Origin of the sequence: Luedemannella helvata, assembly GCF_039528415.1 — a bacterium.
Classification (GTDB): domain Bacteria; phylum Actinomycetota; class Actinomycetes; order Mycobacteriales; family Micromonosporaceae; genus Luedemannella; species Luedemannella helvata.
The window spans coordinates 1-24,568 of record NZ_BAAALS010000010.1; the positions used below are offsets into that span (position 1 = coordinate 1).

Genomic DNA, 24,568 nt, shown 5'->3' on the forward strand with positions numbered 1-24,568 from the left:
GACGGCGGTGGCGGTCTCTCACCTCCACACGATCAATCAGCGCCTCACGGCGCACGCGCTCGACCACCCATCGACGTTTGACGACGCTGAATCCCTTGACCTGCGGGTCTTTGGTGACGACTTCGACGTCGACGCCGAGTGTGGCGCCGTGTTCGACGACGGTGTTCTTGAAGCCGGCATCGACCCAGGTCTTGGTGGCCGTGGGGTGGCTGGTGGTGGCCTGGTCGAGCAGGTGGGTGCCGACCTGGTTGTCGCTGGCGCTGGCCGCGGTGACGACGACCGCGAGGAGCAGGCCGAGGGTGTCGGTGATGATGCCACGCTTGCGGCCGATGATCTTCTTGCCGGCGTCGGTGCCCTGGGTGGTGAGTGGGACGTTGGTGGAGGTCTTAACGCTTTGGGTGTCCATGATGGACGCAGTGGGTTCGATCTGGCGGCCGTGGTGGTCGCGGACCAGGCCGGTGAGCTGGTAGTTGAGCTCAGTGAAGATTCCTTCTTTGGTCCAGGCGGCGAAGTAGCCGTAGACGGTGCGGTAGGGCGGGAAGTCGTGTGGCAGGTAGCGCCAGGCGATGCCGGTGCGGTTGACGTAGAGGATCGCGTTGAAGATCTCCCGCAGGTCGTGGGTCGGGGCGCGGCCGCTGACACCGGCGTCGGTGCGGGCCTGCCGCCAGGCGATCAGCCGGGCTGCGATCAGGGCCCAGCGCGCGTCGGACAGGTCGGACGGGTAGGGGCGACGATCGGTCATGACACCGGCTTACGGTGACAACCACCCGGTTCAACCGGAGGACCCCAGGAGACCACGCCCACCGTCGCGACAGACGGCCCACCACCACACTCACCCACCAGCCGCATCGACGAATCACGATGACGACTGCGGTGAAAAGCCGAGTTCAGCTCACGCGCGATGATCGAGGTTAGTGGGAGGTTTCAGCAGTTTGTCGGCTAAACGAGGGTGTCAACGTCGCCAGCGAGACAAGGAGGTTTACCGTAATGGGTGCGTGTTCTGGCACGCCCAGCGATCTGCAAGCCTACAAAGGAATTTCTACATCCCCTTCGCATCCAAGGATGATCGACACGATGAAGAAGCGATTGCAGTCAGACAAGAGGCAAACAGCCCTTGATGCTGGATTGATTATCGGGCTGTGCACGGCATTGCCAGTTCTCGCGCTTGCTTTGCTTGGCAATCGCTGGCCAGAGGCTCTATTTCAGGCAAGCCTCGGGGATAGCCAGATCCTTATTGGGTGCCTTGGAGCCATCATAGGAGCGTTGGTATACCGAGTCGCAAGAGGAATCCGTCCCGATAGACTTGCCGCCTCGCTGCAAATCGTCACGGCGCTCGTTCTGACTAGTGCTAGCTACGCGGTCGTGCAAGGCGTCGCCGTCTACCGGTCCACCGCTCCCGGCAGAGAAGCCCGTGAGACAGCATCTTCATGGCAGCCGTTACTATCGCTTGACTTCAACCATCCTGTGTCATTGCCGAGTAAGGAAATCAGCGACTTCGGCACTGGAGCTGCCACACAGTCGGAAGGCCATCTAGATCTCAGCCTGGCCACTAAACGCGACTATACCTACTGGTACCCCGAAAGTGGCACACCGGCTGTCCGCGATTTCCACCTGGAAGCGACCATCACCCACGCGCAGGGCTCAGAGGATAGCTACTGCGGATTGCTATTTGGATGGCGCGACAATGAACATTGGTACGCGGTCAAACTCGGCCGTACGAACTTCGAGGTTACTCGCAATCCGGGCAGCTTGCCTCATGAACCGTTGGATGGCATTCGCGAACTCAAAGAGTTGAGTGCTGATACGCCAAATAGAGTAGCGATACTGGCCCTCGCTGGCAGGGTGACAGTGTATATTAACGACCGTCAAGTTGCACTACTTGATGGTATAGACACTTTCGGCCAGATAAGGCTGGCAGGCCAAGCGGCGCATTTAGCACAGCCTTTGCGGTGTAGTTTTGATGACGTGCGGCTCCGCGGTGTGCCCGTTGCTTAGAGGAGTCTGATTCACGTAGTTTGTGAGTAATGACGATTTAGGTGTCTCGCCACGTTGGGGTGATTTCGTCGGTGAGGCGTTTGGCGAGGTTGTCGATCATCGCGATCGTGATCATGCTGGCGGAGTTGTCGGGTCGGGTCTCGTAGTCGCGCACGAGGCGGCGGTGGTGCATGAGCCAGCCCAGCGTCCTCTCCACAACCCAGCGGCGTTTGACGACAGAAAACCCTTTGATGGCAGGGTCTTTGGTGACGACTTCAACGTCGATGCCAAGTGTGGCACCGTGTTCGACGACAGTGTTCTTGAAGCCCGCGTCGACCCATGTCTTGGCGAGGGTGGGATGGTGCTTGGTGGCCTCATTGAGCAGTTCGGTGCCGATGACGTTGTCGCTGACGCTGGCGGCGGTGACGATGACGGCCAGCAACAGTCCCAAGGTGTCAGTGATGATCCCTCGCTTACGTCCCACCACTTTCTTGCCCGCATCAATACCCTGTGTCGAGAGTGGAGCGTTAGTGGAGGTCTTGATACTTTGTGTGTCCATAATGGATGCCGTAGGAGTGATTTGGCGACCATGGTGGTCACGGACCAGGCCGGTGAGCTGATAGTTCAGCTCGGCGAAGATGCCTTCCTTGGTCCAGGCGGCGAAGTTGCCGTAGACGGTGCGGTAAGGCGGGAAGTCGTGGGGCAGGTAGCGCCAGGCGATGCCGGTGCGGTTGACGTAGAGGATCGCGTTGAAGATCTCGCGTAGGTCATGGGTGGGAACGCGGCCGCCGACGCCGGCGTCCGTGCGGGCCTGGCGCCAGGCGGTCAGTCGAGGGCTGATGAGTGCCCAGCGGGCGTCGGACAGGTCGGAGGGGTACGCGCTGCGGTTCGACATGACACCTGCGTACGGTGTCGGCGGAGCGGTCCGTCGGACACTGAGTCCGTCGTTTCGTGATGAAAGTGAATCAGACACGATCGGCCGATGAGATGCCTCGTATCCGCCCAGATCCCAACCGGGGTAGGACTACCTATTGCCGGCATTCCAGGCGTTCACCACGATGATCGTCGATACATCAACCGGGCTTATGCCTCTTAACCAGAATCAAACGTCCAGTCAGGTACCAGTTCGACCCCTGATGGCGTCGACGCGGCGCGGCGCCGGCGAAACGTGGTAGCACGGGCCGTGTGGATGCGAACCATGAGCTGCGGAGCGGGGTGCCGGGCGTGGCCGACTACCGGCGGGCACCGGCCACGGCGTACCTCTCGCTCATCGCGGACGGCGAGGCGCACCGGCTCTACCGCCGGTACGGATTCACCGACACCGCACCCGCCTCCATCGGCATGTACCGGCCACGAGACTGGTTGCGATAACGGCTCAGAAACGGCTAGGAGCCGTTGACCATGCCGACGTAGGGTGTCCGGGCACCCTGTAAGCCCCTGGTACGGACCGTGGAGGCCCGTTTTGTCTGTCTCGCACGGCCATTGGCGTGCGCCTGTCGTCCTGGCGTACGTCGCTTTCGTTTTTGTCGGGATCAGCGCCGGCGTCGGCACCGTGCTGCTGCCCGCGCAGATCGCTGACTATCAGGTCGACATGGCCACGATCGGCCTCACCTTCTTCACGTTCGCGGCCGGGTTCTTCCTCGCCGGGGCGACCAGTGGCGCGTTGATGCACCGCCTCGGCACCCGGCTCGCGCTCGTCGTGGGCGGCGGCGCGTTCGTGGCGGCGGCGCTGCTGTCGGCGGCGCGGCCGGCGTTCTGGGTGTTCTTCGCCCTGCAGGTGCTCGCCGGGTACGGCACCGGCGTGCTGGAGACCGTGCTCAACGCCTATCTCGCGACCCTTCCCTCGGCGACCATGCTGATCAACCGGCTGCACGGCTTCTTCGGCGTCGGCGCGCTGGTCGGTCCGCCGCTGGCAGCGTGGATCCTGCACGGCCTGGGCCGGTCGTGGACGGCCGTGTGGCTGCTGCTCGGGGTCATCTGCCTCGCGCTCACGGTCGGGTTCCTGCTCGTCTATCCGCGGACGAACGGGGCGGCCAGCCCGACGACGAGCACGCAGAAGCAGCGGCTGCTCGGCCCGGTGCTCCGCTCGCCGGCGGTCCTGCTGGCCGGCGCGTTCCTCGGCGTGTACGTGGGCCTCGAACTCGGCGTGGGCAACTGGGGCTTCACGTACGCGGTCGGCGAGCACGGACTGGGCGACCTCGCCGCCGGCTGGATCATCAGCGGGTACTGGTTCGGCCTCACCCTCGGCCGCTTCGTGATCAGCCCGGTGGCCACCCGGCTCGGCTGGACGACCGCCCGGATGACGTTCGCCTGCCTGGGCGGCGTGATCGTCAGCTCCGCCCTCGTGTGGGTGGCGCCCCTGCCGGCGCTCGCGGGTGCCGGGTTCATCGCGCTCGGGTTCTTCCTCGGTCCGCTGTTCCCGACCGCCATCGCGGTGATGCCCGAGGTGACCGAGGAGCGTCTGGTGCCGACCGCGATCGGCATCCTCAACGGGGTCTCCCTGGTCGGCGGCGCCGCGCTGCCGTGGGTGGCGGGCGCGATCGCGCAGGGCATCGGCCTGTGGACCCTCATGCCGTACGCCCTGGCCCTCGGCCTGCTGCAGCTGGTGATCTGGTGGCTGCTCGCCGCCCGGATGCGCCGGCCCGCGGCTGTGACCGCGACCGCCGACTGACCTACCGGCCGAGGAGGAAGTCGACGACCGCGCCGGGGAAGGCGCCGGTGAGCGCCGGTACGTGCCGGCCACCCGCGATGGACCACAACTCCACGCGGGTGCCGGCGCGGCAGCCGGTCCGGTACGTCGTCACGGTGGTCTCGGCGCCGGGCAGCGACGAGTCGAGGTCCATCGGCGCGCCGGAGGCGGCCGCGTCGCCGCAGCCGTTGTACCCCCGCCAGGCGGCGAGCCCGGCCTCGGCCGACGGGTACGGCTGCGAGCCGTTCGCGCCGCCCGTGAAGGCGATCGTCTCGTCGGCGGTGCCGTGGATCTGCAGGACACTGACCGGCCGGCTCGGCGTGCACAGGGCCGGATCGTTGACCATCGCGCCGGCGAGCGACACGATCGCGGTGATCTCCGCCGCGTGGTCGCAGGCCATCCGGTAGGCCATGAAGCCGCCGTTGGAGTGGCCGACGAAGTACACCCGCTGCGGGTCGACCGCGTACGCGGCCTTGATGGCCTGCACCAGGCGGTACAGGTATCCGGAGTCGTCCACGTCACGGCCGTAGAACGCGCAGCACGCGTCCGTCGCGTTCCAGAACCGGTCGCCCCGCGAGTCCTTCGTACCGTCGGGCATCGCGTACAGGAAGCCCCGCCGGTCCGACTGCGCGGTCAGCTTGAAGTAGCTCTCCGCCTCGGCCGCGTTGGACGTGAACCCGTGCAGCAGCACCACGAGCGGCACCTTCGTGCCCGCCGCGTACGTGGTCGGGACGTGCAACTGGAACGGCCGGTCGGCAAGGCCGACGGTGATCGTCGAACCGGGTGCTCCGGTCGGCGTGGCCGGTGTGGGCGTCGCTGGTGTCGAGCCGCACGCGACCAGGCACAGCACCAGCAACGGGGCGAACAGCCGGCCCATTCTCATCACGACACCCATCGTGCCGGACGCGTCGCCCATGGCCAATGTCAGGGCCTTCCCGCGGATGCCTGCGCTACCAACATCCGGTCGAAGTGATCGAGAGTAAAAGATGGGTCGATCCGGTCCGGGGCGAGTCCGGGACTGTGTCCGTCTACGCTTTCGGGGTGCTGTCAGCGAAGCCGCTTCTGGCGCTGGTCGATCGTAGTGCTGTGCGAGCGCATTGCCAGCGTGAACAGTTTTGCCATCCTGGCAGCTCGGCCGGCAACGCCCGAAGAGATCAAACTATGGATGGAGGGCACGTCGTGACCGTTCATCGAGACCCAAGGAATATGAGCCGCGACGAGTTGGTGGCCTATTTCAACGCTGGCGGTGACATCTCCGAGCTCCTGCGGGATGCGACGCCCGGTCCGGACCTCGGTTCCGCGCCGTCGCCGGAGGCAATCCCGATGATTGTCACCGGCGTACGCCTGCCATCCGACGTTGTCCGGAAGTTGGACCACCTTGCCGGCAATGATCGGGGTGGGCGATCCGGCGTGATCCGCCAAGCGATCGACGAGTTCCTGGAAAGGCACGCGGGCGAAGCCGCGTAGATCAGGCGAGGCCGGCGTCGTGGGCCAGCAGCGCCACCTGGGTGCGGTTGTCGAGGTCCAGCTTGGTCAGGATGTGCGAGACGTGGGACTTCACCGTGGCCAGCGTCATGTTCAACGCCCCGGCTATCTCGGTGTTGCTGCGGCCCTGTGCGATGGCGACCGCGACGTCGCGTTCGCGAGGACTCAGCGCGGCGAGGGCTGCCCTGGCGCGCGCGTGGGCGCCGGCGTGAACGCGGGCCCGGTCCATCAGGCGACGGGTGACCCGGGGCGACAGGATCGGCTCGCCGGCCGCGACCTGGCGCACCGCCTCCGCGATCCGGGCCGGAGGGGTGTCCTTGAGCAGGAAGCCGCTCGCCCCGGCGCGGAGCGCGTACAGGATGTTCTCGTCCGTGTCGAACGTGGTGAGCACGATGACCTCGGGCGGGCGCTGACGCGCCCGCAGGCGGCGGGTCGCGGTGAGGCCGTCGACGCGCGGCATGCGCAGATCCATGAGTACGACGTCCGGCGCGTGCGCGTCGGCCATGGCGGGGACCTCGTCCCCGTCGGCCGCCTCGCCGACCACGGTGATGCCCGGGGCGCCGTCGAGCATCATGGTGAGCCCGGCGCGCACGAGCGCGTCGTCGTCGACGACGAGCACCCGTACCGGCGGGGTCATGCCGGCCATGGTAGCGACGCGTGCAGCCGGAACTCGCCGGCGACGGCCTGATGGTCGAGCCGCCCGCCGGCCAGGCGCACCCGTTCGGTGAGCCCGACCAGGCCGGCCCCGCCGGACCAGCCGCGCGGCTCCGCCCCCACCGGGTTGCGGATGTCTATCTCCAGGCCCGCGCCGGGCCGGCCGCGCAGCGTCACCCGGACCGGCTGGCCGGCGGCGTGTTTGCGGGCGTTCGTCAGGCCCTCCTGGACAACCCGGTAGGCCGTACGCGCCAGCGCGGGTGGCGCCTCGGCCGGCTCGTCCACCGCCTCGTGCAGCTGGACCCGGGTGCCGGCGTCGCGCGACTCCGCGACCAGCCGTGGGATATCGGCGAGTACCGGCGGCGGGTGGACGCCCTCGCCGTCGGCCGGATCGTCGTCGCGGAGCAGCGAGATCACGTCCCGCAGCTCCTCCAGCGCCTGGTGCACCCCGTCCCGGACGACGCCGGCGGCCCGTGACAGCTGCTCGGGCGCCGAATCCGGCCGGTACTCCATCGCGCCGGCGAACGTGGCCAGCAGCGACAGGCGGTGGGCGAGGACGTCGTGCATCTCCCGGGCGATCCTGCGCCGTTCCAGCATGCGCGCCTCGGCCACCCGGCGGCCCTGTTCGGCCTCGGCACGGCGGGCCCGCTCGCGCAACGAACAGATCAGGGCCGCCCGTGCCCGGGCCCACGCACCCCACCCGAGCAGCCCGCCGTACCCGATCGTGACCAGCGCCAGCCACCACACGTACGACATGCCGCCGCTGGGTCGCCAGGCGCCCTGCACCGCATGCGCGGCGACGCCGGCCGCCGCGACCGCGATGGCCACCGGAAAGCGCCGGCGCCGCGCCACCTGCAGCGCGCCGATCGTGGCCGGCGGGCTGGCCGCCGGTGACAGCGCGGCCAGCACGGACAGCACCGCTGTGGCGGCCACCGGCCGCCACAGCACCAGCGGCGCCAACAGCCAGCTCAGCGCGCCGGCCGCGAGGTCGAGGGCCAACAGCGGGCCGGCCGGGCGGCCGCGCCACCAGCCGAGCATCGTCGCCGCGATCAACATCCCCGCCACGCACAGGATGATCACGACGGCGGCACGGGGTGGGTGGTCGCCGTCGTCAGCCCACCTGTTCACCCGGCGAGGCTAGCCGGGCGGCGGCGGACGCCGACACCATCCAAAGTTGGTGGGCGGGCCCGCCAAGGAAGGCTCGGGCGACGCCTGCGGTCGGATGTGGTCACGCGGTCCTGACCGCGACGCTCGTCGGCATGACGAACGACATCGGACACACCCGTACCAGAACAGCGCGGCGCACCGGCCGCGCGATCACCGTCGCCGCCGCGGTGGCCGGTTCGCTCCTCCTGTGGGTCATTGAAGTCCCCTGGCTCGGCCTCGACCTCGCCGTCCGCCAGGGCGACACCGTCCAGCGCGTCGGCCCGGCCGCGGTGACGGCCGCCGCGCTGGTCGCCGGCCTGGCCGCCTGGGCGCTGCTCGCGGTGCTGGAGCGCACCGTGCGCCGCCCCGTCCTGACGTACCGGATCATCGCGTCGATCGTGCTGGTCCTGTCGCTGGCCGGACCGCTGGGCAGCGGCGTCGACACGCCGAGCCGGTTGGCCCTGGCCGGCATGCACCTGACGGTCGGCATCGCGGCCATCGTCGGCTTGCCCGCCCGGCGCGACTGCTGACGGGTAAGGAGGCGAGGACGCGCGACCCGCTCAGCGGGTACGCCCGAGGGCTGCGCTGAGCTGGTCGACGTGATGCGCGACCGGGCCGACCGTGAGCATGCCGCTGCCGGCCCCGGCCAGCTCGCCTGCGGCCGGCGCGAGTTCGGTGCGGGCACGCGTCATCGCCGTCCGGTCGCCCAGGGCGATCGCGGCCTGGGCGGTGAGGCACCACAGGGCCTCAAACAGCAGGTCACGCGGCGGTTCGGGGGTCCGGCGCAGCGCCGCGGCGGCGTCGGCCGGGCGGTCCTGGCCGAGCAGGACGAGCGGGCGTGCCCAGGGCGCGTAGGGGCCCCAGTCGATGTCGTCGCCGAAGCCGGCCGGGTCGCCGTGCCACACCCGCAGGCACAGCAGGGCCAGCGGTAGGAGGCCCCGTTCGACGCCGGGCATGCCGGCGCCGGCGAGCTGTGCCGCCGCGTCGCGGTAGGCGGCCTCCGCCGCCGGTCGCGACGACCCGGTCGCGGCGAGTCGCAGGGCGCGGTACCACCGGGTGAACACGCCGACCAGCGGGCGGTCGTGCCGCTCGGCGATCCGGTCGGCCTCCGCGGCGTGGTGGTCGGCCGTGACGAAGTCGGCGAGCGCGCCGCGGGCCTGCAACCGGATGAGATGACCGAGGATCTCGAAGGTCGCCAGGCCGTGCCGGGCGCAGAGGGCGACCAGCTCGGCGCCGATCCCGTCGCGCTCGGCGGCCAGGCCCGCGCGGTGGAAGGTCTGCATGAACACGCCGTTGAGGGCGAAGGCCAGCAGGGCCGGGTCGCCCAGGCGGCGCGCGATCCGCTCCGCCTCCCGCGCCGCCTCGGGCCCGCGCGCCCCGCGTGTGCCGCGCGCTTCCACCGCGATGGTGGCCAGCAGCCGGGCCCGGGTGGCCTCGGACGCGCCGGGGCGCAGGGCGGCCAGGGCCCGCTCGGCCGCCGCCACGATCCGCGCCGCCTGCGCCGGGTCGTCCGAGCGCGTCCAGATCGCGGGTACGTCGTAGCCGCCGATCACCCGGGCGGTGAGGTCGGGGTCGCCCAGCTGCTCGGCCGCGGCGATGGCCGCGATCCGCTGCTCGCGTGCCGCCTCGAGGCCACCCGCGCCGGTCACCGCGAGACCGCGCAGCAGGCCGACCGTCGACTCCAGCCGGGCCCCGGACCGCGCCGCCACCGTACGGTCGTACGCCGCCGCGGTCTCCGCCCAGACCCGTTGCGCTTCCGAACCGGGACCGTCCCCGGCCCGATCGGCCTGGCGGAGGATGTCGGTCTCCAGGCGACGCAGCGCCGGGCCCGGATCGACGCCGAGCTGTTCCAGCAGGAGGCTGCGGGCCCGGCGCAGTACCGCGAGCGCGTCGCCCTGGCGTCCGGCTTGGTACAGGGCAAGGGCCAGCAGCCGCCACGCCTCCTCCCGCCACGGATGCTCGGCCACGTGGGCGTCGAGATCCGGTACGGCGTCGGCGGCACGCCCGACCGCCAGGTGTGCCCCGGCCCGCTGCTCGATGGCGTTGAGCCGGAGCTGTTCGAGGCGGGAACGCTCGGCGCGCGCCCACGGCTCGTCGTCGAAGTCGGCGAACGCCGGCCCGCGCCACCAGTTCAGGGCACGATCGAGCTGGTCGAGTGCCTCGTGCGGCGGCGCGGTGGACGCGGCGGCGACCGCGTCCTCGAACCGCCAGGCGTCGACCGTGTCCGGCGCCGGCCGCAGCGCGTAGCCGGGCCCCTCGGTGACCAGCAACCGGGCCGGCGCACGCGGTGGACGCTGTGGCTCCAGCGCGCGCCGCAACGCCGCCACGAACGTACGGACGGCGCTCACCGCCCCCGCTGGGGGCTCCTGCCACAGGTCATCGACGAGGCGACCGACCGGTACGACCCGGCCGCGCGCCACGATGAGGCGAGCCAGCACGGCGCGGTGCTTCGGCCCTCTCAGGTCGACCGGCGCGCCGGCATCGTCCCAGGCGACCACCGACCCGAGCACACCGAACCTGACCCGCACCGATCGAACCGCCCTTCCGTACCGTGACTCACGGTAACGCGCTCATCGGTTGCTCATCCGCGCCCGCGAGGCTGGAGGCGTCCACCGACGAGAAGAGGACCACCATGACGCAGGCCATTCCCGGGTTCGACTACCAGCGCGTACCGGTCGCCGACGGCGTGACGCTGAACGTGGCGGTCGCAGGCGCCGGCAGCCCGATCGTGCTGTTGCACGGCTTCCCGCAGACCCACCTCATGTGGCGGCACGTCGCCGTCGACCTGGCCGCCGACCACACCGTGATCTGCCCCGACCTGCGCGGCTACGGCGCCAGCGACAAACCCGCCGCCCGCGACGCGGACACGTACTCCAAGCGGACCATGGCCGCCGACATCGTCACCCTGGCCGGCAGGCTCGGCCACGACCGCTTCGCGCTGGCCGGACACGACCGCGGCGCCCTCGTGGCCATCCGCGCCGGCCTCGACCATCCCGCCGCGGTCACCCACCTCGCCAGCCTCGACGTCCTGCCGACCCTGGACATGTGGGACGTCCTGCACGGGTCCTCCGCCGCGGTCGCCTTCCACCTGTACCTGATGGCCCAGCCGCCCGGCCTGCCCGAAAAGATGATCAGTGCCAGCGCGGACGCCTTCTTCGGCTACTTCCTCGACATGTGGGCGCAGGACCCACGGGTCATTCCCGCGGATGTGCGGGCGGAGTACCTGAGGGCCTCCCGCGAGGCGGTCCCGTCCATCGTCGCGGACTACCGCGCCTCGGCCGGGATCGACATCGAACACGACCGGGCCGACCGGGCCGCCGGGAACCGGCTGCCCATGCCGGTCACCGTCGTCCAGCAGGACTGGGGAGCCGCGCTCGGCTTCGACGCGGCCGCGCTGTGGCGCCCCTGGGCCGCGGACCTGGAGCACCGGACCACGTCGGCCGGGCACTTCATGGCCGAGGAATCACCCGACGAGATCATCAAGCTCCTGCGCTCCCTGCTCGCGCGTCCGCACCAGGGGTAGCGTCAGCCGAGGCGCTCGCCGTTGACGGTCACCCGGGTCAGGCGCAGGTCGGTGACGTCGCGGGCGACGGCGGGGGAGCGCGCCGCGTCGATCACGATGCCGGTGAGCGTGACCGTGCCGATCGGGCCGCGCGGGTAGCCGGCCAGCCGCCACGGCGCGTCCGTGCTCGCCACCCGCCAGTCGCGCAGGTGGATGCCGTCGACCCCGGGCGGGAACGACCCGGCGTCGCCCTCCTCGTACGCGAAGTCGATCTCCAGGACCTGGTCGCGGACCCGGCCCACGGTCACGTCCGTGACGTGAACGTCGCGGATGAACCCGCCCCGCACCGAGTTGGTCTTGAAGCGCGCGCACGTCCACAGGTTGGGGCTGTCCATCCGCAGGTTCGACGCGTACACGTGCTCGACGCCGCCGCTCATCTCGCTGCCGATGGTCACCCCGCCGTGCCCGTCGGCGAACGTACAGTCCGAGATGACGATGTTGCGGCACGGGACGGCCAGGCGGCGGCCGTCGGCGTTGCGGCCCGCCTTGATGGCGACGCAGTCGTCGCCCGTGTCGAAGTGGCAGTCCTCGATGACCACCCCGTCGCAGGACTCCGGGTTGCAGCCGTCGTTGTTGTGCCCGTGCGAGCGCGCGGTCACCCCGGTCACGGTGACGTTGCGGCACAACACCGGGTGGACCTGCCAGAACGGCGAGTTGATCAGCGTTACGCCGGAGATCAAAACATTCTCACACCGGTACGGCTGAACGAACGACGGCGGCAGGTGGTACCCGTCGCCGAACACCCGCCGCGCCGGCGGCACGCCCTCGTCGACCAGCCGCTCAAGCAGCGCGAAGTCGGCCGGCTCCAGCGGCTTCCAGGCCCACCAGTGCGCGTCGTCGGCCCGCCCGTCGAGCGTCCCGCCGCCGGTCAGCGCGATGTCGCGCTCGCCGTAGGCGTACACGAAGGGGGAGTATCCCATCAGTTCGACGCCCTGCCAGCGGGTCGGCACCTCCGGCAGGTACGCGGCCGGCTCGCGCCTGAAGCGCACTGTCGCGCCGGCCGACACGTGCAGGTCCACCCCGGAGCGCAGCCGGATCGGGCCGGTCAGGTAGTCGCCGGGCGGCACGACGACCCGCCCGCCGCCGGCGGCGTGGCAGGCGTCGATGGCCTCCCGGAACGCGTCCGTGTGGTCCCCGCCGCCGCCCGCCAGCCGGAACTCGCGGTCCGGGAAGGTCGGCGGGCGCACCATCGCCCGCACCGCCGCCGCGCCGTCGATCGCCGTAGCCGTCACGACACACCACCGTACGGGAATGCGCTTTCTCGCGGGTACCGGGCCGGCTCCGACCACGGGCTGTGACGGCGTACCGCGTGGTTTGTATTCTTGGCGCACGTCGAGAAGGAGGTATGTGGAGGATGGAAACGCTCGAATTCCAGGCGGAGGCCCGGCAGCTGCTGCAGCTGGTGATCCATTCCCTGTATTCGAACAAGGACATCTTCCTGCGGGAATTGATCTCCAACGCGGCCGACGCGTTGGACAAGCTGCGCCTGGCGGCCTACCAGGACAAGGACCTGGAGGCCGACCTGTCCGACCCGCGCATCGAGCTGGCCGTCGACAAGGACGCGCGCACGCTCACCGTGCGCGACAACGGCATCGGCATGACGCGCGACGAGGTCGTCGGGCTCATCGGCACGATCGCCCGCTCCGGCACGGCCGAGCTGCTGGCCAAGCTCCGCGAGACGAAGGACGCGGCCGCCTCCAAGGAACTGATCGGGCAGTTCGGCGTCGGCTTCTACTCCAGCTTCATGGTCGCCGACACGGTGACGCTGGTGACCCGGCGCGCCGGCACCGCCGAGGGCACCCGGTGGGAGTCCGACGGCGAGGGGACGTACACGATCGACGACGCCCCCGACGCGCCCGTGGGGACGGCCGTCACCCTGCACCTCAAGCCGGCCGACGCCGACGACAAGCTGTTCGACTACGCCGACGAGTGGAAGATCCGCGAGATCGTCAAGCGGTACTCGGACTTCATCCCCTGGCGCATCACCCTCGCCGGCGGCGACGGCGAGCCGCTCAACTCCATGAAGGCGCTCTGGGCCCGGTCCAAGAACGACATCAAGCCCGAGGAGTACGCCGAGTTCTACAAGCACCTCAGCCACGACTGGACCGACCCGCTCGAGGTCGTCCACATGCGCGGTGAGGGCACCTTCGAATACGACGCGCTGCTGTTCATCCCCGAGCGCGCGCCGTTCGACCTGTTCCGCGCCGACGGCAAGCGCGGCGTGCAGCTCTACGTCAAGCGCGTGTTCATCATGGACGACTGCGAGGCGCTCACCCCCGACTACCTGCGCTTCCTGCGCGGCGTCGTCGACGCGGCCGACCTGTCGCTCAACGTCTCGCGCGAGATCCTGCAACAGGACCGCCAGATCCAGGCGATCCGCAAGCGCCTGGTCCGCCAGGTGCTGCAGACCATCGGCGCCCTGGAACCTGACAAGTACCGCACGTTCTGGGACCAGTTCGGGCGCGTCATCAAGGAGGGGCTGCTCAGCGACGCCGACAACCGCGAGGCCATCCTCGGCATCGCGTCGTTCGCGACGACCCACGACCCGTCCGCGCTCACCAAGCTCAGCGACTACGTGTCGCGGATGAAGGACGGCCAGACCGACATCTACGTCATGACGGGCGAGTCCCGCACGACGATCGAGAACTCGCCGCACCTGGAGGCGTTCAAAGCCAAGGGGTACGAGGTCCTGCTGCTCACCGACCCGGTCGACGAGGTGTGGCTGGACATCGTGGGCACGTTCGACGGCCACAAGCTGCAGTCGATCGCCAAGGGCGCCGTCGACCTGTCCTCGGCCGAGGACGCCCCGGAACGCGAGGAGCAGGCCAAGGACTTCGCCCCGCTGCTGGCCTGGGTCCAGTCCTCGCTCGACGAGGAGGTCAAGGAGGTACGGCTGTCCACCCGGCTCACCACCTCCCCGGCCTGCCTCGTGACGGACGCCAACGACATCACGCCCGCGCTGGCGAAGATGTACGCGGCCATGGGCCAGGAACTGCCCCCCACCAAGCGGATCCTGGAGCTCAACGCCGACCACCCGCTGGTCGCCGGCCTGCGCGAGGCGCACGGGGCCCGACCCGACGACGCGTCGCTGGGGGAGACCGTCGAGCTGCTCTACGGGACCGCGGTGCTCGCCGAGGGCGGCGACCTGCGCGACCCGGCCCGCTTCGCCCGCCTCCTGGCCGACCGCCTCGAACGCACCCTCTGACCCGGGCGTCGCGCCCCCCGGCGGGCGGATACTGCCGCGTACGGCTGTCCGGCGCGTCCAGCGGGCTAGCCGGGGTGGACGCCCTCGGTGAGGTAGTCGTACATGCCGGAGATGCGCAGGACGTCGAGCACGGAGCCCTCGGGATTGGCCACCCGGAACCCGACGCCGGCCGCCTCGGCCTGGTGGTAGCCGCTGGCGAACTCGCGCAGCCCGGTGGAGTCCAGGAAGGTCACCTTCGTGAGGTCGAGGGTGATGTCGCGGGCGTGGGCCACCGCCTTCGTGATCGCCTCGCTCAGGACCTGGACGTTCGACAGGTCGATGTAGCCGGCCAGCGCGAGCACCACGCCGGAGCCCGGCGTTGGTTGGGCGTCGATCGTCAGGCCGGCGGGCGTGCTGTCGGGGTCCATGATGCCGTCCTTCCCATCGTCGAGCGCATCGGCTTGCCCGATTGTATGGCGTCCCCGAACCACCACCACACGACGTACCGGAGAGGGCGCTCAGCGGAAGTCATCCCGGCGACGTACATTAAGCACCGATGAACCCCGAGGCGACTGCGCGGCAACCGGTGATCCACCGGGAACTCGCGCTGGAAACACTCGCGACCCTGCGGACGCTCGCCACCGACGCCGCGAGGGCCGCCGGGGTCGGGTCCGAGCGGGCCGGGCACTTCGCCGTGGCGGTCGACGAGGCCATGACGAACGCGATCCGCTACGCCGGCGGCGGCCGGGTGTCGATCACCGTGGTGCCGGGCGAGTCCGTCGAGGTCGAGGTGAGCGACGACGGGCCGGGCATCCCGCCGGAGACCCCCAGGGACCTGCCCCCGCCGGACGCGGTGAGCGGCCGGGGACTGTGGCTCATGCGCAACCTCTGCGACCAGCTGGACATCGACACCGGCCCGAGTGGCACGATCGCCCGACTGGTCATCCTGGTCAGCCCGACTGAGGCCGGCTGAGCGCGAGCACGGCGACGTCGTCGACCGCCTGCTCGTCGCCGATCATGGCGGCCATGACCGCCGCGCACACCGCCTCTGCCGGCCCGGCGCTCACGGCCGTGCGCAACCGGCTCACGCTGTGGCTGAGCGGCTGGGTCCGGCGCTCGATCAGGCCGTCGGTGTAGAACAGCATGATCTCCCCGGGGACGAGCGGGACGTCGCTCGACCGACGCGGCGAGCCCATGCGTACGCCCAAGGGAAGGTCGGGCCGCACCTCCATCACCCGTGCCGGCTGGCCCGGCTCGGCCACGATGGGCGGCGGGTGGCCGGCGACCGACAGCCGCATGGTGGCGAGGCCGGGCTGGATCACGGCGTACACGGCCGTGGCCATGGCACCCGGCTCGAACACCCCGACCTTGCGGTCGAGGCGGGACAGGACGTCAGCCGGGTCGTCGGACTCCAGCGCGTACGCGCGCAGCGCGCTGCGGATGCGGCCCATCACGACGGCGGCGCGCAGGCCGTGCCCGGCCACGTCGCCGATGACCACCCCGACATGCCCGGAGGGCAGCGAGAACACGTCGTACCAGTCGCCACCCACGCCCTCCCGGGCGCCCGGGACATACCGCGTCGCGACCTCCAGGCCGGCCATGTCGATGTGCCGGGCCGGCAGCAGCGAACGCTGCAGTGCCACCGTGGTGGCCCGGTCGAGCTGCGCCAGCTGGGTCCGGATGGCCCGTGCCACGCCCTCGGCGGACGCCTGTAGGAGCCGGATCTCGCCCGCCGTGAACCGCCGCGGCCTGAGCGAGCCGACATGCAGCACGCCCAGCAGCTGGCCGGCATAGATCATCGGCACGCCCAGGATCGACCGGATGCCCCGATTGATCAGCAACGGGTTGAGCACGCTCTTCGCGTCGACCTTCGTCAACTGCACGGGCGCCCGGGTGCCCGCGACCCGGCCGGCGAAGCCCTTGCCCACCGGCAGTCGCACCCCCTGAGCGACCTCCTCCTCCAGCCCCAGCGACGCCGTGGCCACCAGCTCCCGCCCGTACGGGTCGAGGAGCAGCACCGTCACCGTGTCGACGCGCAGCGCATCCCGGATGTCGCCGAGCTGCGCCTGCACGAGCTCCTCCACGTCCAGGTGTGGTGGTGGCTCGACAGTTGCCGCTCGGTCGTGTGAGGTCACACCGGAATCCTAGACATCGCCACCAGCCCGCATGACCACCCGGCCGTTCGCGGGGACCACCTCACGCAGCGCGTCAGTCGGGCGCCCGGTCGCGGGCGCGGCGCAGCCGCCGGGTCGCGGTGGTCAGGGCCCGCTGGGCGGCCTGCCGCCGGGCCCGCAGCCGGTTCAGCTCCTCCTGCGCGGCGATCTTGCGTTCGCGCAGGTCGGCGAGGTCGCGCTCCAGCTCGTCCAGCCGCTGCCGCGCCCGGTCCTCCGCACCGGCCGCCGCGTCGTAGTCCGCACGGGCCCGCTCCTCCTCGTCGCCCGCCGCCCGCAGCTCCGCCGCCGCGGCCCTATGCCGCTCCCGTTCGGCCTTGTCCCGCGCCGCGCTGTCGGCCTTGTCCCGCGCCGCGCTGTCGGCCTTGTCCCGCGCCGCGCCTTCGGCCTTGACCCGCGCCGCGCCTTCGGCCTTGACCCGCGCGGGCGGCCGGGGTCGCTCGTCGCCTCGGCCCGCCCGCTGCGGCGCCGCCGCGGCCGCCTCGGCGGCGGAGAACACCCAGGCGTCGTCCGGCTCCCCGAAGCCCGCGTAGGACGTCGTACGGACCAGCCGCCCCGCGCGCACCAACTCGGCGGTCTCAACATCGGACAGTACGGCGTTGAGCGTGGCGGTCACCTCGTCCCAGGGCAGCGGCGCGTCGCCGCCCGGCCGGGCCTCCGCCACCAGCTGCCGCGACCGCGTCACCAGGTCCGCGACGACCGCCCGCCGCCGCGCCGACAACTGGCGAAGATCGTCGCCGCGCAGGTCGCGCTGGGCGGCCCGCAGCTCGTCGGCGACCGCGTACAGGGCCGCCAGCTCGTCGGGGGCGTGCCAGGCGAGCAGGTTGACCAGCCACGCCCCGACCGTGGGCTTGCGCAGCTTGCCGACCGCCGTGGCGAGGCCGCGGTCGCCGGCGGCGCGGGCGGCGGCGACGGCCGCGTCCCGGCCGGCCACGAACCGCTCCGGCGGGCCCGCGTACAGCTCGCGCAGGACATTTTCCGCGATGTCGGCCACCCCGCCATGATGCCCGCCCAGGGCCGGTCGTGGGGTGTGGGTCGTGACCGGCGCCCGTTAGGCTGCGCCTCCATGAGTGCCGTCCTGTGCTGCGCCGACCCGCTCGCCCCCGGGCGGGTGGACCCGCACTTCGCCGCGCAGGCGGCCGCCGTGCGCGAGGCCGGGGGCACGGTCGCGCTCATCGACCACGACGCGCTGCTGGCCGGCGACGCGGCCGGGGCGGTCCGCCGGGTGCCCCGCGACCTGGGGGGCGCCTGGTACCGGGGGTGGATGATCCCGACCGCGCGCTACGGCGAGCTGTGCGCGGCCCTGGCCGCCCGCGGCGTACCCATGAATGTCCCTGTCGACGACTACCGGGCGGCGCACGAGCTGCCGGGTTGGCACGGCGCGTTCGCGGGGCTCACGCCGGAGAGTGTGTGGACGCCGTGGCGGCCCCGCGAGGTGCCGGATCCGGGCACGGTCGCGCGGCTGGTCGCCCCGCTCGGCGGCGGGCCCGCGGTCGTCAAGGACTACGTCAAATCCCGCAAGTACGAGTGGGACGAGGCGTGTTACGTGCCGGACCTGTCCGACGTGGCAGCCGCCACGCGGGTCGTGGCACGGATGGTCGAGCTGCAGGGCGATGACCTGGCGGGCGGGATCGTGGTGCGCCGCTTCGAGCGGCTCGCCCGCGCCGAGGCGCGCGTGTGGTGGCTGGACGGGGCGGCCGTGCTCACCACCGCGCACCCGGACACGCCCGCCGTGGCCGTGGCGCCCGATCTGACCGGCGTCGCGGCGGCGGTCGCCCGGCTGGGCCGCCGGTTCGTGACCACCGACCTGGCGCTGCGCGACGACGGCGCCTGGCGGGTCGTCGAGGTCGGCGACGCCCAGGTCAGCGACCTGCCGTCCGGCGTCGACCCCGCCCCGCTGCTCGGCCGGTTGCCCTGATGGCCGTCGACGGTCGCGACGCGGCGCCCGAGGCGGCCGACATCGAGCTGAGCGCCGGCGGCGACGAGATGGACGCGGCGCCGTGGCGCCCGCGTCACCGGTGGACACTGTGGGTGGCCGGGGCCGCGCTGCTGCTCGCCGTCGTGGGACTTTCGGTGTACCGGCTGGTGCTGTGCCCGGCGGGGGACCGGTGCGGGCGCGCCGAGCTGTCGACGGCCGGCGCGCGGGTCGCCGCGGCCGCCGCGGTGACGATCGAGGCCGGCCAGGCCCGGTTGGTGCCCATCGCCTGCGCGGTGGGCCCACAGCCGCCCGCGCCGGCCACCCCGCCCCCGTACCAGGACGTGCGCCTGACCTTCTACAACGCCACGGCGGGGCCGGTCCACGTGCTCTACCTGTGGTACGACCCGATCGACGGGCTCTTCCGCGCCTTCGAGGCGGCCGAACTCGGTCCCGGCCAGCGCACCACGCAGCCGGTCGGCAGCCAGGCGTACTGGCTCGTCAACGACGCGGCGGGCGGCTGCCTCGCGTACTTCGCGGCGCCGCCGAGCGGCCACGGCGCCGCCGTCGTCGTTTCGTGATCGTGTCATTGCACACGCTGAGACAGCATGGGGTTGCGCGGCGTGGCCGGTGAGCGCGAGGATCGGGACCATGGCGAGTACGCCGCACGACCCGGGGCCTGACCCGTTGCAGGCGCTCGCCGCGTTCGCGCAGCTGGGCACGGAGCCCGCGCACACGGACGTCGACAAGGTCATGCGCGCCCTCGTCGAGCACGACGGCTGGTACGTGCCGGCCGCCCTGGCCACCCGGCTGTGGCCGCGCGCCGCGGACGCCCGCGTCGACCTGCGCGGCGACCCGGGCGCCGGGGGAGAACTGCACGTCTTCACCGACCGCGAGGCGGTCATGCGTGCCCAGCGCTCCACGCACGGCAGCTACGCCGGCGGGGTGCCCGGGGCGCGTCTGTTCGCCGCGTTGGGCGCCCCGCACACCGCGCTGTGGGTCAACCCGGCCTCGCCGCGCGAGCACCAGTGGTGGGTCTCCGCGGGGGCGTACGACGTGGCGCACAGCTGGGCCGGGGCGGTGCGCATCGAGCGCACCCTGGCCGCCCTGGCGCCCAGCGACCCGCCGCCGGTGCAGGCGCTGCGCGGCTACCCCGGCTACCAGGTCCTGCACTCGCACGAGACCGGCGAGCCGGTGCTCGTCGACCTGCCCGGCCTGGCCGGCCCGGCCGTGCTGGCGTTCATCGCGCCCGACCGGGTCACCGGGTTCCTCGATCGGCTCGGGCCGCCCCGTGAGGACGCCAAACTCGTCACCCTCGACGGCGCCACCGCGTTCGCGCTGGTGCGTGACACGTCCGCGGCCGCGTTCGTGCTCAACCCGGGTTCGTCGCAGCCGTTCGCGTTGGCGCGCGCCGACATCGAGGCGGTCGCCGCCCCGCCGACGGAGACCATCGCGCCGCGCTCACCCGTACTCGCTGAGGTTCTTCCCGACCGGCCGACCTGGGCCGCGCGACCGACGGGCGAGGTGACCCGCGTCGGCTGAGCCGACCGTTCAGGCCGGCGCCGACGGTTCAGGCCAGGCGGGTGATCTCCACGGTGACGCCCAGGTGCGTGGCCGGCGCGCCGTGGTAGACGCCTTTGAGGGGCGTCACGTCCGCGTAGTCGCGCCCCCGGGCCACGACCACGTGCCGGTGCCCGGCGGGTACGGCGTTGGTGGGGTCGTAGCCGTACCACTCGCCGCACCACCACTCGACCCACGCGTGCGACTGGCCCTCGATGGTCTCGCCGACCGACCCCTGGCGCTTGGGGTAGAGATACCCCGACACGTAGCGCGCCGGGATGCCGTGCGCGCGCAACAGGCCCACCGTCAGGTGGGCCAGGTCCTGGCAGACCCCCTTGCGCAGTGCCCACGCCTCCTGGGCGCCGGTCTGCACACCCGTGGAGCCGGGCACGTACGCGACCGTGTCGTGCACCCACTCGGCCGTACGCAGGGCCGCCCGGGTGGGCTCGGCCCGCATCAGGTCGTCGACCTGGCCGGCCAGTTCGTCGTCGACCTCGGTGAGCCGGGTGGGTGTGAGCAGCTCGGCGTACAGGTCACGGGCGTCCCCGCCGCGCAGCGCCGACCACGGCGCCTCCGGCGGCAGGGTCTCCGATACGGCCGTCTCCACGAGGCTCGTCGCGGTGACCTTGAGCTGCTGGTGGCCGCGTTGCAAGTCGAACGACGTGACCTGGGTGCCCCAGTAGTCGCGGTAGCGCCATGTCGTCGCCGCCGGGTGGGTCTCCACGTGGCTGTAGAGGGTGTTCTGTCCGGGCAGGCTCATGGGCGTCATCCGCGCCTCGTTGTAGGACGCGTGGGCCGTCCCGTCATAGGTGAAGCCCGTGACGTGCCTGATCCGCAGCCGCCAACTCACGCTTGTCACACCCCCTCGTGGGCCCACGTCACCGCGGTCGTCTGCTCGAAGTAGCGGGCCGTGACCGCGGCGCTGGCCGTCGCGCACGCGCGCTGCAGCGAGCGCAGGTGCGCCGGCAGCTCCTCCAGCAGCGTCGCGGTGTCCGCGTACTCCAGGCGGGTGCGCATCTGGCCGATGGGCCGGCGGGCCGCGTCGGCCATGCCGGCACGCTCCGTGGCCGGCGCCAGCGCCCGCAGGCATTCCTCGGCCGTGGTCAGCGCGTGCAGGGCCGAGCGCGGGAACAACCGGTCCAGCAGCAGGAACTCCGCGACCCGCTGCGGCACGACCTGGCCACCGTGGGTACGCAGGAAGCTCTCGTCCGCGCCGCAGGCGCGCAGCACCGTGCGCCACTCCGGCGCGTGCTCCGGCGTGAGCGCCTGGATCGACAGCAGCCGCGAGGTCATGTCGACCCGTTCGAGGCTGCGGCCGAGGATGAGGAACCGCCAGCCGTCGTCGCGGCTCATGGTCGATTCGGCCAGGCCGGCGAGCACGGCCGCGCGCTCGCGGACGAAGCCGAGGAACAGGTTGGGACCCAGCCGTTCGGCGGTCTTGCGGCGGGCCGGCAGCGCGTGCCAGGTGATGTTGAGGCACTCCCACATCTCGGCCGAGATGGTCTCGCGGGCGCCCCGCGCGTTGTCCCGTGCCTGGGCGAGCGCGCCCGTGATCGAGCTGGGGTTGGCCTGGTCGAAGCCGAGCAACTCCATCACGTCGCCGGCGGCCAGCCGGGAGCCGCTCGGTGCCCCGGTGCCGAGGATGGCCAGCAGCGCCCGGCAGGCGCCGTCCTCGTCGGCCCACGGGTCCTCCAACAGGCGGCCCAGGAACGCGTCGAGGATGCGGGCGGTGTCATCCGCGCGCTCGATGTAGCGGCCGATCCAGAACAGCGACTCGGCGATTCGGCTGAGCATGCCGGTCCTCATTGTTGCTGGCCCTCCATCTGGCTGGCCGGCCCCGCGTCGCGGAGGCTGACGTCGTGGGGGATCACGTCCACCGCGTACGCCGGGACGGGGCGTACCGTCAGCGGCGCCTGCTCGTCGGCGAGCACCCACGTGTCCTTCGACCCGCCGCCCTGGCTGGAGTTGACCACGAGCGCCCCCTCGGGCAGCGCCACCCGGGTCAGGCCGCCGGGCAGCAGCCACACGTCGTTGCCGTCGTTGATGGCGAACGGGCGCAGGTCGATGTGTCGGGGCGCGACGCCCTGGTCGACGAGCGTGGGGGACGTCGACAGGGCCACCGGGCGCTGCGCGATCCAGCCGCGCGGGTCCGCGACGATCGCCTCCCGCACCTGGGCCAGCTCGCGCTCGTCGGCCCTGGGCCCGATGACGATGCCCTTGCCGCCCGCCCCGTCGACGGGCTTGAGCACGTACGTGTCGAGCTTGTCGAGCACGTGCGCCACGATGTCGTCGCTGTCGAGCCGGTGCGTCTCGACGTTGGCCAGCAGCGGCTCCTCGTGCAGGTAGTACCGGATCAGGTCCGGCACGTACGTGTAGAGCAGCTTGTCGTCGGCGACACCGTTGCCGATCGCGTTGGCGAGGGTGACGTTGCCGGCCCGGGCCGCGTTCACGATGCCCGGGATGCCGATGACCGAGTCCGGCCGGAAGTGCAGCGGGTCGAGGAAGTCGTCGTCGACCCGGCGGTAGATGACGTGCACCGGGCGCTCGCCCTGGGTGGTGCGCATCCGCACGACGTTGTTGCTGCACACCAGGTCGCGACCCTCGACCAGCTCGACGCCCATGAGCCGGGCGAGCAGCGCGTGCTCGAAGTACGCGGCGTTGTATACGCCCGGGGTGAGCACGACGACGCACGGGTCGGTGACGCCCTCGGGAGCGGCGGCGCGCAGCGCGTGCAGCAGCCGGGCCGGGTAGTCGTCGACCGGCAGGACCCGCGCCTCGGCGAAGAGGCTGGGCAGGGTCTGGGTCATGGCCCGCCGGTTCTCGATGACGTAGGACACCCCGGACGGGATGCGCAGGTTGTCCTCGAGGACGCGGAAGTGGCCCTCCTCGTCGCGGATGAGGTCGACCCCGCTGATGTGCACCCGCACGCCGTTGGCCGGCTCGATGCCGACGGCTTCGCGGGCGAAATGGGCGCTCGTCGTGATGAGCCGGCGCGGCACCACGCCGTCCGTGAACACCTCGCCGGGCCCGTACACGTCGGCGAGGAAACGTTCGAGGGCGACGACCCGCTGCCGGACGGCGCGGGTGACCAGGTCCCACTCGGCGGCGCTGATGATGCGGGGAATGAGGTCGAGGGGGAACGGGCGCTCCTCGCCCGCGTACGCAAAGGTCACGCCCCGGTCGGTGAAGACCCGGGCGAGCTGGTCGGCGCGGACGCGAAGGTCCGTGCCGGACAGCGGCTGCAGCGTGGAGAACAGCGAGCGGTACGCCGGACGCGGGTCGCCGGGGGACGCGAACATCTCGTCCCAGGCCTCCGCCATCGAGTACGCATCGAAGACGTCTGCCATGCGCCGAGCGTAGGCGTGGATCGTTTCTGCCGCATTACGACTGTGAGGCGGCGGGGACCGCTCCGTCGCTGGTCAGCGTGCGGCCCCGGCGCCTCGGGCGCCGGGGCCGCATCGATGATCTATCGAGTGGATCAGATCTTGCCGATCACGAGCTTGGCAACCTCGGTGGAGGTCTTCTTCGGATCCTTCACGTTGGTCTTGTTGGCGTTCTGCAGCATGACCGAGATGCCGGTCTGACCCTTGCGGACCACGAGCGTGCTCATCGCGTCGGCCCAGGCCGCCGCGTCGCCGAGCCCGGTGACCTTCTGCGGGTTCTGCATGTTGGCCGTCTTCTCCATGTCGACGTAGGTGGTGTCGAAGCCGCCACCCTTGAAGACGCCGACGATGACGGTCAGGTTGTACGTCTCCGACCGGTACGGGCAGAACTGCTCGCCCTGCTTCTCCTGACCGCTGGCGGCCTGGAGGGCGATGTCCTTGAGCCCGGTCGCCTTCTGGACCTGCTTGTCGGTGAGCAGCGCGGAGCAGTCGGCGTCCTTCACCGGGGGCGCCGCGGCAGCGTCTCCGTTGCCGCTGCCGGCCGCGGCTCCGCCGCCCTGGCCACCGCCGTTGCCCGGGTCCGGCGCGGCGCCGCTGCAGCCCGCCAACAGGGCGGTGAGCGCCACCGGGATGAGCGCCACCGGCGTCCACCGGGTGATGTGCCGTCTCATAGGGAGAGACCTCTCTCGTTGGGTTGCGTGGGCCGCGAGCGCCGAGCGCGGCCGGGGGACGAACGTGGCCATCTTGGCCCACGGTGTGGGCCGGGCCATAACATCGGGGCAGCTAAGTCCCTCGATGGAGCTTGCCATACGCCGCGATGTGGCTGCGCTTCGAGGGGTCCGGTC

The 24,568-nt window shown here is 71.5% G+C and carries 25 protein-coding genes; 11 read left to right on the forward strand and 14 right to left on the reverse strand.

The window, feature by feature from the left end; all coding sequences use genetic code 11:
• Positions 1 to 742 (reverse strand): IS5 family transposase (locus ABD191_RS11945; protein WP_344080205.1); only part of this gene is annotated, 742 nt, incomplete at its 3' end.
• Between the two features lie 320 nt (positions 743 to 1,062).
• On the opposite strand from ABD191_RS11945, the gene ABD191_RS11950 reads away from it, so the two are divergent.
• Positions 1,063 to 1,995 (forward strand): hypothetical protein, encoded by a 933-nt coding sequence (locus ABD191_RS11950; protein ID WP_344080208.1) that lies wholly within the window; start codon positions 1,063 to 1,065, stop codon positions 1,993 to 1,995.
• Between the two features lie 37 nt (positions 1,996 to 2,032).
• Here the strand turns inward: ABD191_RS11950 and ABD191_RS11955 are convergent, their stop codons facing one another.
• Positions 2,033 to 2,869 carry an IS5 family transposase gene (locus tag ABD191_RS11955; protein ID WP_344080212.1) on the reverse strand — a complete coding sequence of 279 codons (837 nt, stop codon included), beginning with the start codon at positions 2,867 to 2,869 and terminating at the stop codon, positions 2,033 to 2,035.
• Positions 2,870 to 3,159: 290 nt separating this feature from the next.
• Here ABD191_RS11955 and ABD191_RS11960 point away from each other — a divergent pair, with 290 nt between their 5' ends.
• A complete protein-coding gene (locus ABD191_RS11960) occupies positions 3,160 to 3,345 on the forward strand; it encodes a hypothetical protein (RefSeq protein ID WP_344080215.1) in 186 nt (61 codons plus the stop codon).
• A gap of 91 nt (positions 3,346 to 3,436) precedes the next feature.
• Entirely contained in the window at positions 3,437 to 4,645 is a 1,209-nt protein-coding gene (locus ABD191_RS11965) for an MFS transporter (RefSeq protein ID WP_344080218.1), read from the forward strand.
• Position 4,646: 1 nt separating this feature from the next.
• Here ABD191_RS11965 and ABD191_RS11970 read toward each other — a convergent pair whose 3' ends face one another.
• Positions 4,647 to 5,546, reverse strand: a complete 900-nt coding sequence (locus ABD191_RS11970) for a CE1 family esterase (RefSeq protein WP_344080678.1) — start codon at positions 5,544 to 5,546, stop codon at positions 4,647 to 4,649.
• 158 nt (positions 5,547 to 5,704) lie between these two features.
• Between ABD191_RS11970 and ABD191_RS11975 the strand changes: the two genes are divergently transcribed.
• Positions 5,705 to 6,130: a CopG family ribbon-helix-helix protein gene (locus tag ABD191_RS11975; protein ID WP_344080220.1), complete on the forward strand. Its 426-nt coding sequence runs from the start codon at positions 5,705 to 5,707 to the stop codon at positions 6,128 to 6,130.
• Between the two features lies 1 nt (position 6,131).
• On the opposite strand, the gene ABD191_RS11980 is transcribed toward ABD191_RS11975, so the two are convergent.
• Both ABD191_RS11980 and ABD191_RS11985 read right to left on the reverse strand, forming a co-directional pair.
• On the reverse strand, positions 6,132 to 6,794 hold the full coding sequence (locus ABD191_RS11980) for a response regulator (protein ID WP_344080222.1): 663 nt from the start codon (positions 6,792 to 6,794) through the stop codon (positions 6,132 to 6,134).
• Positions 6,782 to 7,930 (reverse strand): sensor histidine kinase, encoded by a 1,149-nt coding sequence (locus ABD191_RS11985; protein ID WP_344080225.1) that lies wholly within the window; start codon positions 7,928 to 7,930, stop codon positions 6,782 to 6,784. Before ABD191_RS11985 ends, ABD191_RS11980 begins: the two co-directional genes overlap by 13 nt.
• 131 nt (positions 7,931 to 8,061) lie before the next feature.
• On the opposite strand from ABD191_RS11985, the gene ABD191_RS11990 reads away from it, so the two are divergent.
• On the forward strand, positions 8,062 to 8,478 hold the full coding sequence (locus ABD191_RS11990; protein ID WP_344080228.1) for a DUF6069 family protein: 417 nt from the start codon (positions 8,062 to 8,064) through the stop codon (positions 8,476 to 8,478).
• Positions 8,479 to 8,508: 30 nt separating this feature from the next.
• Here the strand turns inward: ABD191_RS11990 and ABD191_RS11995 are convergent, their stop codons facing one another.
• Complete coding sequence (locus ABD191_RS11995; RefSeq protein WP_344080231.1) at positions 8,509 to 10,476, reverse strand: AfsR/SARP family transcriptional regulator; 1,968 nt, start codon at positions 10,474 to 10,476, stop codon at positions 8,509 to 8,511.
• Positions 10,477 to 10,580: 104 nt separating this feature from the next.
• On the opposite strand from ABD191_RS11995, the gene ABD191_RS12000 reads away from it, so the two are divergent.
• Positions 10,581 to 11,471, forward strand: coding sequence for an alpha/beta fold hydrolase (locus ABD191_RS12000; protein ID WP_344080234.1), 891 nt, complete (start codon positions 10,581 to 10,583; stop codon positions 11,469 to 11,471).
• A gap of 2 nt (positions 11,472 to 11,473) precedes the next feature.
• Here the strand turns inward: ABD191_RS12000 and ABD191_RS12005 are convergent, their stop codons facing one another.
• The gene (locus tag ABD191_RS12005) at positions 11,474 to 12,742 is read right to left on the reverse strand and encodes a glycoside hydrolase family 28 protein (protein ID WP_344080237.1); all 1,269 of its coding nucleotides are present in this window, start codon (positions 12,740 to 12,742) and stop codon (positions 11,474 to 11,476) included.
• Positions 12,743 to 12,864: 122 nt separating this feature from the next.
• On the opposite strand from ABD191_RS12005, the gene htpG reads away from it, so the two are divergent.
• Positions 12,865 to 14,715: a molecular chaperone HtpG gene (gene htpG, locus ABD191_RS12010; RefSeq protein ID WP_344080240.1), complete on the forward strand. Its 1,851-nt coding sequence runs from the start codon at positions 12,865 to 12,867 to the stop codon at positions 14,713 to 14,715.
• Between the two features lie 65 nt (positions 14,716 to 14,780).
• Here htpG and ABD191_RS12015 read toward each other — a convergent pair whose 3' ends face one another.
• Entirely contained in the window at positions 14,781 to 15,122 is a 342-nt protein-coding gene (locus ABD191_RS12015; protein WP_344080243.1) for an STAS domain-containing protein, read from the reverse strand.
• 128 nt (positions 15,123 to 15,250) lie between these two features.
• On the opposite strand from ABD191_RS12015, the gene ABD191_RS12020 reads away from it, so the two are divergent.
• The gene (locus ABD191_RS12020; protein ID WP_344080246.1) at positions 15,251 to 15,667 is read left to right on the forward strand and encodes an ATP-binding protein; all 417 of its coding nucleotides are present in this window, start codon (positions 15,251 to 15,253) and stop codon (positions 15,665 to 15,667) included.
• Here ABD191_RS12020 and ABD191_RS12025 read toward each other — a convergent pair.
• Both ABD191_RS12025 and ABD191_RS12030 read right to left on the reverse strand, forming a co-directional pair.
• The gene (locus ABD191_RS12025) at positions 15,645 to 16,829 is read right to left on the reverse strand and encodes a PP2C family protein-serine/threonine phosphatase (protein ID WP_344080248.1); all 1,185 of its coding nucleotides are present in this window, start codon (positions 16,827 to 16,829) and stop codon (positions 15,645 to 15,647) included. The two genes, ABD191_RS12020 and ABD191_RS12025, sit on opposite strands and share 23 nt — an antisense overlap.
• A gap of 73 nt (positions 16,830 to 16,902) precedes the next feature.
• Positions 16,903 to 17,859, reverse strand: coding sequence for a hypothetical protein (locus tag ABD191_RS12030; RefSeq protein WP_344080250.1), 957 nt, complete (start codon positions 17,857 to 17,859; stop codon positions 16,903 to 16,905).
• A gap of 72 nt (positions 17,860 to 17,931) precedes the next feature.
• Here ABD191_RS12030 and ABD191_RS12035 point away from each other — a divergent pair, with 72 nt between their 5' ends.
• The 3 genes from ABD191_RS12035 (at position 17,932) to ABD191_RS12045 (ending at position 20,322) form a co-directional block, all read left to right on the forward strand.
• On the forward strand, positions 17,932 to 18,783 hold the full coding sequence (locus tag ABD191_RS12035; protein WP_344080253.1) for an ATP-grasp domain-containing protein: 852 nt from the start codon (positions 17,932 to 17,934) through the stop codon (positions 18,781 to 18,783).
• Entirely contained in the window at positions 18,783 to 19,361 is a 579-nt protein-coding gene (locus tag ABD191_RS12040; RefSeq protein ID WP_344080256.1) for a hypothetical protein, read from the forward strand. Before ABD191_RS12035 ends, ABD191_RS12040 begins: the two co-directional genes overlap by 1 nt.
• Before the next feature lie 70 nt (positions 19,362 to 19,431).
• Positions 19,432 to 20,322, forward strand: coding sequence for a hypothetical protein (locus ABD191_RS12045; protein ID WP_344080259.1), 891 nt, complete (start codon positions 19,432 to 19,434; stop codon positions 20,320 to 20,322).
• Between the two features lie 28 nt (positions 20,323 to 20,350).
• On the opposite strand, the gene ABD191_RS12050 is transcribed toward ABD191_RS12045, so the two are convergent.
• The 4 genes from ABD191_RS12050 to ABD191_RS12065 all read right to left on the reverse strand — a co-directional run bounded on the left by ABD191_RS12050 (position 20,351) and on the right by ABD191_RS12065 (position 24,394).
• Positions 20,351 to 21,199, reverse strand: a complete 849-nt coding sequence (locus ABD191_RS12050) for a transglutaminase family protein (RefSeq protein WP_344080262.1) — start codon at positions 21,197 to 21,199, stop codon at positions 20,351 to 20,353.
• Positions 21,196 to 22,134, reverse strand: a complete 939-nt coding sequence (locus ABD191_RS12055; RefSeq protein WP_344080265.1) for an alpha-E domain-containing protein — start codon at positions 22,132 to 22,134, stop codon at positions 21,196 to 21,198. Before ABD191_RS12055 ends, ABD191_RS12050 begins: the two co-directional genes overlap by 4 nt.
• An 8-nt stretch (positions 22,135 to 22,142) precedes the next feature.
• The gene (locus tag ABD191_RS12060) at positions 22,143 to 23,687 is read right to left on the reverse strand and encodes a circularly permuted type 2 ATP-grasp protein (RefSeq protein ID WP_344080268.1); all 1,545 of its coding nucleotides are present in this window, start codon (positions 23,685 to 23,687) and stop codon (positions 22,143 to 22,145) included.
• Positions 23,688 to 23,818: 131 nt separating this feature from the next.
• Complete coding sequence (locus ABD191_RS12065) at positions 23,819 to 24,394, reverse strand: hypothetical protein (RefSeq protein ID WP_344080271.1); 576 nt, start codon at positions 24,392 to 24,394, stop codon at positions 23,819 to 23,821.
• Between the last annotated feature and the right edge of the window lie 174 nt (positions 24,395 to 24,568).